Source organism: Xanthomonas sp. NCPPB 3582 (genome assembly GCF_041475735.2).
Lineage (GTDB): Bacteria > Pseudomonadota > Gammaproteobacteria > Xanthomonadales > Xanthomonadaceae > Xanthomonas > Xanthomonas codiaei.
In genome coordinates, this window is sequence record NZ_CM192968.1 from 1626474 (window position 1) to 1638289 (window position 11816).

The window sequence follows — 11816 nt, forward strand, 5'->3', positions numbered from 1 at the left end:
CCTGTCCCGGGTGTCTCCGACTGTCTCTTTTGGGTGTCTCTCACCCGGAACACCGCGGTGCGTCAAAATTTCAGCTATTGATAATTGTTTTATGTTTTAAATCGCGCGAAGAATGCAGCCCCCCACGTAACGCGTCGCTGTCGCCGCTACCAATGCGCAGGCGGCATGCGTCGCTCATCGACATCTTTGGGAGAGGCTGCATGACCAGCAAGATGCTTCAGGGCGCTGTTGCGCTCGCACTGTCCGCCTGCGCCGCGGGCACCATCGCCGGTCCGGTCGGATACGGCGCCGCCACCACCGGCGGCGGCAACAAGACACCGGTCAACGTGGCCACCTTCGAGGCGATGCAGGCGGCGATCGACAGTTATTCCGGCAGCGGCGGGCTGGTGCTCAACTACACCGGCAAGTTCGACTTCGGCACCATCAAGGACGTCTGCGCGCAGTGGAAGCTGCCTGCCAAGACCGTGCAGATCAAGAACAAGAGCGATGTCACCATCAAGGGCGCGAACGGGTCGGCGGCAAACTTCGGTCTGCGCGTGGTGGGCAATGCGCACAACGTGATCATCCAGAACATGACCATCGGCCTGCTGCCCGGCGGCGAAGATGCCGATTCGATTTCGCTGGAGGGCAACTCCAGCGGCGAGCCGTCCAGGATCTGGGTCGACCACAACACCGTGTTCGCCTCGCTCACCAAGTGCTCCGGCGCCGGCGATGCCTCCTTCGATGGCGGCATCGACATGAAGAAGGGCGTGCACCACGTCACCGTGTCCTACAACCATGTCTACAATTATCAGAAGGTCGCGCTCAACGGCTTCAGCGACAGCGACACCAAGAATTCGGCGGCACGCACCACCTATCACCACAACCGCTTCGAGAACGTGGAATCGCGCGTGCCGCTGCAGCGCCGTGGCCTGAGCCACATCTACAACAACTACTTCAACAACGTCACCACCTCCGGCATCAATGTGCGCATGGGCGGCGTGGCCAAGATCGAATCCAACTACTTCGAGAACATCAAGAACCCGGTGACCTCGCGCGACAGCAGCGAGATCGGCTATTGGGACCTGATCAACAACTACGTGGGCGGCGGCATCACCTGGAGCACACCGGACGGCAGCAAGCCGTACGCCAATGCCACCACCTGGATCAGCTCCAAGGTCTTCCCCGAACCACTGGGTTACACCTACACCGTCACCCCGGCCGCGCAGGTCAAGGCCAAGGTGATCGCCACCGCAGGGGCGGGCAAGAACCTGGCGGAGTAAGCGCCAGCGCAGCGGCTCAGCCAAGAATCCCCGGCACTGCCGGGGATTTTCATGAGCGGCAATGTCGTCAGAGACCTGCGCCGGGTCTACCGGCCGACTTTCGCAGAATCCAGCGCAGGCCCGGAATGGCTGCAGCCATCGCAGCTTGCTGCTTGCGGGTGAGGAAGGCGCCGCCACGAAATTCTTCGCGATGCGCCAGCTCGCGGCGCGTGCCAGACGCATTGCTCCGCTGCATGGGGTGGGCGATACGCGACCTTGCGATAGCGCAGTGGCATGCATGCGTGCGATAGCTGCGTCCATCGCAGCCTGCAGCGCGAGGCAGGCTGATGGCCTGTTGCCGAACGCCACGCCCCGGTAGGCACTGACTGGCCGATACCGATGATGGCGCACAAGAGTCGCGGCGCAGCAGTCGGCGCTGGGATGCAGTGATGCAGAGCGCTTTGCGCCATGGCGACCGGTCCACCAGATGGCGAGGGCTTCAGATAGATCCACGTGCCGCTCGCGCGAGGGTGCGCGGAGCTGCCGCCTCCAGAAGCAGCCGGGCGATCTGGCGGCCGTGCACAGATGCAGATCCCGCGGATGCTTGGCATGCAGCACGTTTCTTGTCCGTATCACCGGCACCATCGCCCCGATGGGTGTGCACCGCAGCAGAGCGGGCCGCCTCGTCCTGTGTGCATCGGGTCGGGCGCGGGCGCCATGCGCAACGCGGCCACCACACCGTCAGCCTGGACGAGGCGGCTGCGTCAAGAGGCGCGGCCGGCGCCGCGACGCGGTATCGTGTCGCGCTACCACCTCTCCGATGCCGTCCATGTCGCTTCCGACCGATCCTGTTGCCCAGAACGCTTCGACCGCCGCGCCCGCGTTGCGCCATGCGCTCAAACCGCGGCAGTTGATGATGATGGGCCTGGGCACCGCCATCGGTGCCGGGCTGTTCCTGGGTTCGGGCGTCGGCATCAAGGCAGCCGGGCCGGCAGTGCTGGTGTCCTACCTGATCGCCGGTGCGCTGGTGATCATCGTGATGAACGCGCTGGGCGAGATGGCGGCGGCCAAGCCGGCCAGCGGCGCCTTCTCGGTGTATGCGGCCGATGCGATGGGCCCGACCGCTGGCGCCACGGTGGGCTGGCTGTGGTGGTTCCAGGTGGTGGTGGTGATCGCAGCCGAGGCGGTCGGCGCCGCCGGCCTGCTCGCGACCGTCTGGCCGGCGTTGCCGGTGCCCTTGCTGGCGCTGCTGTTCATGGCGACCTTCACCGCGATCAACCTGCTGGGCGTGCGCAATTTCGGCGAATTCGAATTCTGGTTCGCCATTCTCAAGGTCGTGGCGATCGTGGTGTTCCTGCTGATCGGCCTCGCCTTGCTGGCTGGCTGGCTGCCCGGCGTGACCTCGCCGGGCCTGTCCAACTTCACCCAGAACGGCGGGTTTGCGCCCAATGGGCTGGCCGGCGTCGGCGCAGCCCTGCTGGTGGTGGTGTTCGCTTTCGGCGGCACCGAGATCGTGGCGGTGGCGGCGGCCGAAACCGCCGACCCCGGGCGCAGCCTGGCGCGCACCATCCGCACCGTGGCCTGGCGCATCCTGGTGTTCTACATCGGTTCGATCAGCGTGATCGTGGCGGTGGTGCCGTGGACCAGCAAGGCGCTCGGCTCGCCCTTTGCCGCAGTGCTGGACGTGGCGCGCATTCCCGGCGCGGCCACTGCGATCACCCTGGTGGCGGTGGTGGCGCTGCTGTCGGCGCTCAACGCCAACCTGTATGGCGCGTCGCGCATGATCTTCTCGCTGGCCCAGCGCGGCGAGGCGCCGCGCGTGCTCGCCAAGACCAGCCGCGAGCAGGTGCCGCTGACGGCGGTGCTCGCCAGCGTGTTGTTCGGCTTTACGGCCGCCGCACTGGAGCTGCTGTATCCCAACGAGGTGTTGCCGGTGCTGCTCGACATCGTCGGTTCCACCTGCCTGCTGGTGTGGACGATCTCGCTGCTGTCGCAGCTGATCCTGCGCGCCCGCGCCGATCGCGCCGGCATCGCATTGCCGTTTCGGATGCGCGGCTACCCATTTCTGACCGTGCTGGCGCTGGCGATCCTGGCGGTGATCTTTGTGCTGGTGGCCAGCTCGGACGAGAAGCGGACGGAGTTTTTGTCAATGGTAGGCCTGACCGTTGCCATTGCGGTGGTCAGCGAAATCGCCCGGCAGATCCGCCGCACGCAATAGTCAACGCGAGCGGACGTCATACCGCAGGGCCACATGCCTGGTGGCGCAGAAGGCCAGGCTTGGCTAGAACGCCCGGTGATCGCCACTTCCAAACGTCCGCGCATGGCGACGAAGGCGGCAAGGCGCGGGCGTGCGCAGCGCCGTGCATCGGGCGACGGCGACACCGTGGTGCTGGACGCAGTCAGTACCCAGGCGCGATGGTGCTCATCGCCATGCCGCCTGCCATGGCATCGCACGCTTCGCCGCAAGGGCGCGACGGTTTGACGCAGATGCGACGCCGTGTCGCATCGGGAACGTGCTCTAGCGTCCCTATCATGATGGCGTAGCGCAGTCAGACGCGATCGATCGCCGCAAGCATGGCGGCAATCGCTCTGCACCGACGCGTTGGTGGTCTTCCCATTTGCCTGGAGGTTTCTCCATGGACGCCTTGCTGTTGTCGCGGATCCAGTTCGGATTCGTCATCGCGTTCCACGTGCTGTTTCCCGCGTTCACCATCGGCCTCTCCAGCCTGCTGGCGTTTCTGGAATGGCGCTGGTTGCGCACCCGCCTGCCGGTGTGGCGCGAGCTGTATTTCTTCTGGCAGAAGATCTTTGCCGTGTCCTTCGGCATGGGCGTGGTCAGCGGCATCGTGATGGCCTTCCAGTTCGGCGCCAACTGGCCGGAGCTGAGCCGTATCGCCGGCAGCGTGATCGGCCCGCTGCTGAGCTACGAGGTCCTCACCGCGTTCTTCCTGGAAGCCAGCTTCCTGGGTGTGATGATGTTCGGCTGGGGCCGCATCTCCGAGCGCCTGCATTTCTTCGCCACCTGCATGGTGGCGCTGGGCACGCTGTTTTCCACGTTCTGGATCCTGTCGTCCAACAGCTGGCTGCAGACGCCGGCCGGCTACGAGGTCATCGATGGGATCGTGCATCCGGTGGAGTGGCTGAAGATCATCTTCAACCCCTCGTTTCCGTATCGGCTTGCGCATATGGCGCTGGGCTCGTTCATCACCACCTGTTTCGTGGTGGGTGCGGTGGGGGCGTGGTATCTGCACCGTGGCGTGCATCGCGAGGCGGGCCTGCGCATGCTCAAGCTGGCGGTGGTGTTCGCGGCCATCACCGTGCCGCTGCAGATCTTCGTCGGCGACATGCATGGGTTGAATACGCTCAAGCATCAGCCGATGAAAATCGCGGCGATGGAGGCGCACTGGCACGCCGAAGAGCCCGGCAAGGGCTTCCCGCTGGTGGTCTTCGCCGTGCCCAACGCACAGGCCGAGCGCAACGACTACGAGCTGGCGATTCCGCGCCTGGGCAGCCTGATCCTGACGCACAGCCTGGACGGCGACATCGCGCCACTGACCTCGGTGCCGGCCGCCGACCGCCCGCCGGTGACACCGGTGTTCTTCGCCTTCCGCATCATGGTCGGGATCGGCTCGCTGATGCTGTTGGTGGCCTGGGTGTCGGCGTTCGCGTTGCGGCGCGGCACGCTGGTGCAGTGGCGCTGGTTGCTGGCGACCTGGCGCTGGATGTTGCCGAGCGGCTTCATCGCGCTGATTTCCGGCTGGTTCGTCACTGAAATGGGCCGCCAGCCGTATGTGGTCTACGGCCTGCTGCGCACCGCCGACGCGGTGGGCCCGCAGTCGGCGCTGATGACTGCCATCTCGCTATCGGTGTATGTGGCCGGCTATGCGTTCGTCTTCGGCTGGGGCATCTGGTACCTGGTCAAGATCGGCAAGATCGGGCCGACCCCGCACGATGCGCCGCAGTTGGACCATGGCGAACACACGCCCGCACGGCCGCTATCGGCCGCGGACGAACCGATCGATGGAGCTGCCTGATGGACATGACGACCCTCTTGCCCGTGGCGTGGTTTGCGGTGATCGGCTTCGGCGTGCTGATGTACGTGGTGCTCGACGGCTTCGTGCTGGGCATCGGCATCCTGGCCCCGTTCCGCCGCGACGAGGCGCAGCTGGACCTGATGATGAACACCGCCGCGCCGATCTGGGACGGCAACGAAACCTGGCTGGTGCTGGGCGGGGCAGGGCTGCTGGCCGCCTTTCCCAAGGCCTATGCGGTGATCCTGTCGGCGCTGTATCTGCCGGTGCTGCTGATGGTGATGGCGCTGGTGTTCCGCGGGGTGGCGTTCGAGTTCCGCTTCAAGGCGCAGCGCTCGCGGCGGCTGTGGAGCAATGCCTTCGCGGCCGGCTCGATCCTGGCCACCTTTGCGCAGGGCGTGATCCTGGGCGCGCTGGTGCAGGGCCTGCCGATCGAGAACGACCGCTATGTCGGCGGCATCTGGGGCTGGTTCAGCCCGTTCGCGATGCTGACCGGCGCGGCCCTGGTGTTCGGCTATGCGCTGCTCGGCAGCACTTGGCTGATCCTCAAGACCGAAGGCCATGTGCAGCAGCTGGCGCGGCAGCTAACCCGGCCGTTGACGCTCAGCGTGCTGGTCTTCATCGGCCTGGTCAGCGCCTGGCTGACATCGCTGCAATCGCATGTGATGGAGCGCTGGTTCAACGATGCGCATTACCTGTGGTTGATGCCGGTACCGGTGCTGGTTGCCGTGGTGGGTTATGCACTATGGCGCGCGAGCGAGGCCGGGCGTGCGGATGCGCCGCCGTTCCTGCTGGCGATGGGCTTGTTCGTGCTCGGCTTCCTCGGCCTGGTGCTGGGCATGTGGCCGTACCTGGTGCCGCCGGTCTACACCCTCTGGCAGGCGGCCGCGCCGCCGTCCTCGCAGCTGTTCGCCATGGTGGGGCTGGTCATGTTGCTGCCGTTGATCCTGGGCTACACGGTGTGGTCGTACCGCGTGTTCCGCGGCAAGATCACCGCCGAGACCGGCTACCACCATTGATGGTCGGTAGCCGGCGCGCAGGCGCCGTGCAGCCGCCAGGCGATGGGCGCGGCATGCGGTGCCTTTGGGGGCGCCATGCGACGACGACGGCATGCGCTGGTCGCCGTCGCCACCATCGAGCCAGGTGCCAGGCTCGCATCGCGCCGATCGCGCCGATCGCGCTGTAACGCCGCTCTCAGCGCAGGCGCTGCTTGAACATCCACTCCCACATCGCCGGGTCCGCGTAGGTCGCGTCCCAGACGTTGTGGTTGCCTTCCGGATATTCGCTGTAGCGCAGGTTGGCGCCCACGCCTTTCGCGGCGCGGTACAGCGCGCGGTCGTCATGCGGTGGCACGGAGGTGTCCTTGGCGCCGTGGAAGGTCCAGATCGGCACGTGCCGAAGCTGGGTGACCGCTGCCGTATACGGGTCCGCTTCCTTGGCCACCAGGCTCACGTACAGCGTGCGGCGCTCATCGCGCGGAGCCTTGAGCGCGCCGCAGATGGGCACGATGGCGGCAAAGCGCTGCGGCTGCATCAGGCCGATTTCCCATGCGCCATATCCGCCCATCGAGAGGCCGGTCAGATACGTGCGCTGCGGGTCGGCAGCGAATTCGGCGCTGGCGGCATCAAGCGCGGCGATGGCCATGCGCGCGTTGATGCCCAGCCATTCTTCGTTGTCGGGCACCTGCGGCAACACCACCAGCGCGGGAAACCGGGCGGTGTGCTCGCTCAGGTACGGGCCTATTCCCACTTCGGCCTGGTCGCGTCCGTTGTCGCCGCGTTCGCCTGAACCATGCAGGAACAACACGATCGGCAACGGCCGGGCCGCCTTGGCGGCCGGGACGAACACCTGATAGCGATACAGCCGGCCTTCCATCTGCAAGGTGCGGCTTACGAAGTGGCCGCTGCGGCCATCGTGTCGACGCTCACCCATGCTGGAGCAGCCGGCAAGCACCAACGCAAGCAGTCCAAGTACGACGCAACGTAAGATCACGCACGGCTCTCCCTCGGGTACAGGTCTGCAGTATTACCGCATGCACGTGCGCTGGCACGTCACGCGGTGGCGGTGGGTGACGTCGATTCATGCGACGCCAGGATGGCCGACGCCGGCAGGCACGCTCGCTGCTGCGCGCGGTCAGGGCAGCAGGATCAAGGTGGCAAGGCCCAGGAAGCTCAAAAAGCCCATCACGTCGGTCAGCGTGGTCAGGATCACCCCGCCCGCCAGTGCCGGATCGAAGCCCAGTCGCTTGAGCGTCACCGGCACCAGCACGCCGCCGAAGGCCGCGGTGAGCATGTTGGCGGTCAGTGCCGTGCCGATCACCAGCGACAGCATCGGCTGGCGGAACCAGACCAGGACGATCAGGCCAAGCCCGATGCCCAGGCACAGGCCATTGATCAGCGCCACGGTGAGTTCCTTCTTGAGCAGCGTCATCACGTTGGACGAGCCGATCTGCCCCAGCGCCAGGCCACGCACCATCAGCGCCAGCACCTGGGTGCCGGCGTTGCCGCCCATGCCGGCCACGATCGGCATCAGCGCTGCCAGCGCCACCAGTTTCTCGATGGTGCCTTCGAACTGGCTGACCACGCTGGAGGCCACGAAGGCGGTGCACAGATTGATGCCCAGCCAGATCAGGCGGCGCCGGAACGCGCGCCGTGCCGGGCTGAACATGTCCTCGTCCTCGTCCAGGCCGGCAGCGCTCAAGGCCTGGTGCTCGGCCTGCTCGCGGATGATGTCCACCACGTCGTCGATGGTGATGCGGCCGAGCAGGATGTTGTTGTCGTCCACCACCGGCGCGGAGATCCAGTCGTGGTCGGAGAAGCGGCGTGCCACCTCGTCCGAGCCGTCGCCCACGTCGATGGCCGGCTGCTCGTCGTCGATCAGCCGGTTGACCGGGGTGCTGTCCTCGTGGGTGACCAGCGCTGCCAATGGCACGCGGCCCAGATACTGGTGGCGGCGGCTCACCACGTACAGGTGGTCGGTATGATCGGGCAGCTCGCCGCGCAGGCGCAGGTAGCGCAGCACCACATCGACGTTGACGTCGGCACGCACCGTCACCACGTCTGGATTCATCAGGCGGCCGGCGGTGTCCTCCGGATACGACAGCACTTGCTCCAGCCGTTCGCGGTTCTCGCGATCCATCGACTTGAGCACTTCGTCGATGACGGTGTCGGGCAGGTCCTCGACCAGGTTGGCCAGGTCGTCGATGTCCAGGTCTTCGACCGCGGCGACGATTTCGTCCGGGTCCATGTCGGCCAGCAGGCTTTCGCGCACCTCATCGCCGACGTGCAGCAGCACCTCGCCATCGTCTTCCGGGTCGACCAGCCCCCACACCACTTCGCGCTTGCCCGGCGGCAGCGATTCGAGCAGGTTGCCGATCTCCGCCGGCGCCAGGGTGTTGACCAACCGGCGCACCGGCCCCAGGCGTCCGCTGTCCAGCGCGTCGGACAGCAATCGCAGCTGGCGCGCGGTCTTGTCGTGGCGGACGGCTTCGGCCATGCGCGGCTCCCGGAAGAGTGGACGCGCCGTCAGTGGACGCGGTGCTGGGTCAGCACGGCATTATCGCTTGCGCGCGGTGACGAAACATACAGTGCCGGCGCGCTTGCGGACGATCGATGGGGCGCCGCCGGCGTGCTGGCGCGCTTGGCAAACGCTGCGTGCAGCCACGACGAACCCGAGTGCTCTGTGAGCATTGACCGGGTGATCGATTGCCAGGTCGATGATCGGCGCAGCGCGCCCATCCGCCCTGCGGGCAGCTTCCCCGCAAGCGGGAGAAGGATGTGCAGCAGCGCTGTTCTAGCTGCTTTTGCCGCTGCCGCCTTGCGCGATGGCCGCCAGCCATTTCTCGATGCCCTTGCGGTCGCGCGCGCGCAGCAGTTTGTCGCCATGCGTGCGCAACTCGCCCAGATGGCTGTCGCGAATGGCGCGGCGTACTTCCAGCAAGGTGGCCGGATGCAGGCTGAACTCGGTGAGCCCCAGCGCCAGCAACATCGGCACGAAGCGCGGGTCGCCGGCGATTTCGCCGCACACCGCTACCGGCTTGCCGTCCCTGCGTCCGGTGGCGATCACCTGCCCGATCAGTCGCAGCACCGCCGGATGCAAGGGCGAATACAACTCGCCCAGTGCCTCGTTGTTGCGGTCCACTGCCAGCAGGTACTGCACCAGATCGTTGGTGCCGATCGACAGGAAATCGATATCGTCGATGAAGCAGTCCAGCGCCAGCGCCGCGGCGGGCACTTCGATCATCGCACCCAGCGCAATGTGCTCGGCGATCTCGTGGCCTTCGGCGCGCAACTGCGCGCTCAGCTTCTTCAGCTGCTTGCGCAGCAACTGGATCTCTTCGCGGCCGCTGACCATGGGCACCAGGATGCGCACCGGCCCGTAGCCGGAGGCGCGCAGGATGGCGCGCAGCTGCGTCTGCGCCACCGTCGGCCGGGCCAGCGACAGGCGCACCCCGCGCAGGCCCAGCGCCGGGTTGTCCTCGTCGCTCAGCGTCAACCCGGTGCGGTCGGCCTTGTCGGCGCCCAGGTCCAGCGTGCGGATGGTGACCGGCCGGCCGCTCATGCCCAGCACGGTGTCGCGGTAGGCCTGGAACTGCTCGTCTTCGTCGGGCAGCTCGTTGCGCTGCAGGAACAGGAATTCGGTGCGATACAGCCCCAGCCCGCTGGCGCCCAAGGCATGCGCGCGCGCCACGTCTTCCAGCGATTCGGCATTGGCCAGCAGGATGATGTCGACGTTGTCGCGTGTGCGCGTGGGCTTGGAGCGCAGCCGCCCCAGCTCGCGCTGTTCCTTGGCCAGCGCGCGCAGGCGCTCGCGGTAGTCGCGCAGATGCTCGGGCGTGGGATCCACGATCACCTGGCCGGAGCCGGCATCGACGATCAGCACATCGCCATCGTCGATCTTCTGCACTGCATCGCTGACGCCCACCACCAGCGGCAGGTGCAGGCTGCGCGCCAGGATCGCGCTATGCGACAGCGCGCTGCCGGCGGTGGTGACGATGCCGACCACGCCTTGGGCCTGCAACTGCGCCAGTTCGGACGGGGCGACGTTGTCGCAGACCAGGATCTCGCCGGCCACGCCCTTGAGGTCGGGTGCGCGCTTGTGCAGGAACGCGTGGATGCGACCGATCACATGGTCCAGGTCGTCCATGCGGCTCTTAAGGTAAGCGTCTTCCATGCCGTCGAACACCGCCGCCAGCCGGTCGCGTTGTACGCGCAGCGCGTAGTCGGCGCTGTAGCGATGGGTGCGGATCAGCTCGTCCAGGCCCTGCAACAGTTCCGGATCGTCCAGCAACAATGCATGCAGCTCGAGAAATTCGCCGACCTCGCGCGCCAGCGCGCCATGCAGGCGGTCGCGCAATTGCTGCATCTCGCCGCGTGCCGCCTCGATGGCGGTGTGCAGGCGCTGCAACTGCGCCTCCACCTGGCTGGCCGGCACGCGCTGCTCGGCCACTTCCAGCGTGTGGCTCTGGCGCACGCGCGCGCGCCCGAGTGCATTGCCGCGTGCGGCGCCGTGTCCGCGCAGGCGCAGACTCATGCGTGCCCCGGGCGCAGCCGCGCCGTGTCGGCCGCCCCGGCACCGACGCCGCGCATGCTCAGCTGTCCTCGTCGAAACGGCGCTCGAACAACTCCACCAGCGCCTGCAAGGCCTCGGTCTCGTCTTCGCCATCCAGCCGCACCACCACGCTGGTGCCCTGGCCGGCGGCCAGCAGCATCACGCCCATGATGCTCTTGGCGTTCACTTCGCGGCCCTTGGCCGCCAGCGTGGCGTTGCTGCGGAAGGACGACAGCGTCTGCACCAGCTTGGCGGTCGCCCGCGCATGCAGTCCGAGTCGGTTGGACACAATGAGTTCGCGTTCAAGCATCGTCGATGATCGCTCCGTTGCGGGTACCTGCCGCCGCGGTGGCGGGCAGTTCCTGCAAACCTTGTTCGGGGTAATTCATCACCCGCAGCAGCATCGGCAGGCTCAGTGCGGACACGCGACGAACCGGCGTACCGAGCTTTGCCAACCGGCTGGCGAGATTGCTGGGGCTGGCGCCGTACAGGTCGGTCATGACCAGCACGCCGTCGCCGCCGTCGACCCGCCGCATCGCCGACGAGGCCTGGGGCAGCAAGGCGTCCAGGTCTGCATCGAACGGTACGTCGAACGCTTCGGTCTTCAGCGGCAGCTGCCGCAACAGCCCCGTCGCCACGTTCAACAACGCCGCGCCGATGCCGGGATGAGTAATGAGGAGAATGCCACAGGCCATGTCGAAACGTTAACAGGTCGGCATGACCGCGCGATAGCGTTTGCCCGCACCGATGTGTTGCGAACTGAATAGCCGTTTAGCTCCATCGCGGCGACCGGCGTGGCCCTGTGCAGCGATCGCGTTTTTCAGCCCTGCGCGCGCCGATCCGTGACATGGGCGGTATTGCCAATGCAGATCAGCTCGCAAGCGAGCGCTGCAATGCCTGCGACAGAGGCAGTGGAGCAGGGCAACGCATGACCCATGCCACCAGCCACACTTTGAACGCAACGTCGCGAGCACGTAGCGCGAAAGCGCAGAGC

9 protein-coding genes and 1 pseudogene are annotated in these 11816 nt (G+C 66.6%); 5 read left to right on the forward strand and 5 right to left on the reverse strand.

Annotated elements, in window-relative coordinates:
* Nucleotides 1–200: 200 nt before the first annotated feature.
* From ACCQ05_RS06800 to cydB, 4 genes are all read left to right on the forward strand, one after another.
* Entirely contained in the window at nucleotides 201–1262 is a 1062-nt protein-coding gene (locus tag ACCQ05_RS06800; protein WP_372393313.1) for a pectate lyase family protein, read from the forward strand.
* Nucleotides 1263–2070: 808 nt separating this feature from the next.
* On the forward strand, nucleotides 2071–3459 hold the full coding sequence (locus tag ACCQ05_RS06805; RefSeq protein WP_228963938.1) for an amino acid permease: 1389 nt from the start codon (nucleotides 2071–2073) through the stop codon (nucleotides 3457–3459).
* Between the two features lie 418 nt (nucleotides 3460–3877).
* Entirely contained in the window at nucleotides 3878–5275 is a 1398-nt protein-coding gene (locus ACCQ05_RS06810; RefSeq protein WP_372393315.1) for a cytochrome ubiquinol oxidase subunit I, read from the forward strand.
* Nucleotides 5275–6291 carry a cytochrome d ubiquinol oxidase subunit II gene (cydB, locus tag ACCQ05_RS06815; protein ID WP_372393316.1) on the forward strand — a complete coding sequence of 339 codons (1017 nt, stop codon included), beginning with the start codon at nucleotides 5275–5277 and terminating at the stop codon, nucleotides 6289–6291. Before ACCQ05_RS06810 ends, cydB begins: the two co-directional genes overlap by 1 nt.
* Before the next feature lie 175 nt (nucleotides 6292–6466).
* Here cydB and ACCQ05_RS06820 read toward each other — a convergent pair whose 3' ends face one another.
* The 5 genes from ACCQ05_RS06820 to ACCQ05_RS06840 all read right to left on the reverse strand — a co-directional run bounded on the left by ACCQ05_RS06820 (nucleotide 6467) and on the right by ACCQ05_RS06840 (nucleotide 11460).
* Nucleotides 6467–7204, reverse strand: a complete 738-nt coding sequence (locus tag ACCQ05_RS06820) for a carboxylesterase family protein (protein WP_372393317.1) — start codon at nucleotides 7202–7204, stop codon at nucleotides 6467–6469.
* Between the two features lie 201 nt (nucleotides 7205–7405).
* Nucleotides 7406–8767, reverse strand: coding sequence for a magnesium transporter (mgtE, locus tag ACCQ05_RS06825; RefSeq protein ID WP_228963931.1), 1362 nt, complete (start codon nucleotides 8765–8767; stop codon nucleotides 7406–7408).
* Between the two features lie 297 nt (nucleotides 8768–9064).
* Nucleotides 9065–10804, reverse strand: coding sequence for a phosphoenolpyruvate--protein phosphotransferase (gene ptsP, locus ACCQ05_RS06830; RefSeq protein WP_372393318.1), 1740 nt, complete (start codon nucleotides 10802–10804; stop codon nucleotides 9065–9067).
* Nucleotides 10805–10862: 58 nt separating this feature from the next.
* Nucleotides 10863–11132: an HPr family phosphocarrier protein gene (locus tag ACCQ05_RS06835; RefSeq protein ID WP_104541854.1), complete on the reverse strand. Its 270-nt coding sequence runs from the start codon at nucleotides 11130–11132 to the stop codon at nucleotides 10863–10865.
* Entirely contained in the window at nucleotides 11125–11460 is a 336-nt protein-coding gene (locus ACCQ05_RS06840; RefSeq protein ID WP_372393976.1) for a PTS sugar transporter subunit IIA, read from the reverse strand. The genes ACCQ05_RS06835 and ACCQ05_RS06840 overlap by 8 nt, the downstream gene beginning before the upstream one ends.
* On the opposite strand from ACCQ05_RS06840, the pseudogene ACCQ05_RS06845 reads away from it, so the two are divergent.
* Nucleotides 11341–11589 (forward strand): annotated as a pseudogene (locus tag ACCQ05_RS06845) (GNAT family N-acetyltransferase); the annotation flags it as partial. The gene ACCQ05_RS06840 and the pseudogene ACCQ05_RS06845 sit on opposite strands and share 120 nt — an antisense overlap.
* Nucleotides 11590–11816 lie beyond the last annotated feature (227 nt).

Excerpts from the sequence above, each read along its gene's own strand:
- ACCQ05_RS06800 (WP_372393313.1), top strand. The coding sequence starts at position 201 with ATGACCAGCAAGATGCTTCAGGGCGCTGTTGCGCTCGCACTGTCCGCC.
- ACCQ05_RS06805 (WP_228963938.1), top strand. The coding sequence starts at position 2,071 with ATGTCGCTTCCGACCGATCCTGTTGCCCAGAACGCTTCGACCGCCGCG.
- ACCQ05_RS06810 (WP_372393315.1), top strand. The coding sequence starts at position 3,878 with ATGGACGCCTTGCTGTTGTCGCGGATCCAGTTCGGATTCGTCATCGCG.
- cydB (WP_372393316.1), top strand. The coding sequence starts at position 5,275 with ATGGACATGACGACCCTCTTGCCCGTGGCGTGGTTTGCGGTGATCGGC.
- ACCQ05_RS06820 (WP_372393317.1), bottom strand. The coding sequence starts at position 7,204 with ATGGGTGAGCGTCGACACGATGGCCGCAGCGGCCACTTCGTAAGCCGC.
- mgtE (WP_228963931.1), bottom strand. The coding sequence starts at position 8,767 with ATGGCCGAAGCCGTCCGCCACGACAAGACCGCGCGCCAGCTGCGATTG.
- ptsP (WP_372393318.1), bottom strand. The coding sequence starts at position 10,804 with ATGAGTCTGCGCCTGCGCGGACACGGCGCCGCACGCGGCAATGCACTC.
- ACCQ05_RS06835 (WP_104541854.1), bottom strand. The coding sequence starts at position 11,132 with ATGCTTGAACGCGAACTCATTGTGTCCAACCGACTCGGACTGCATGCG.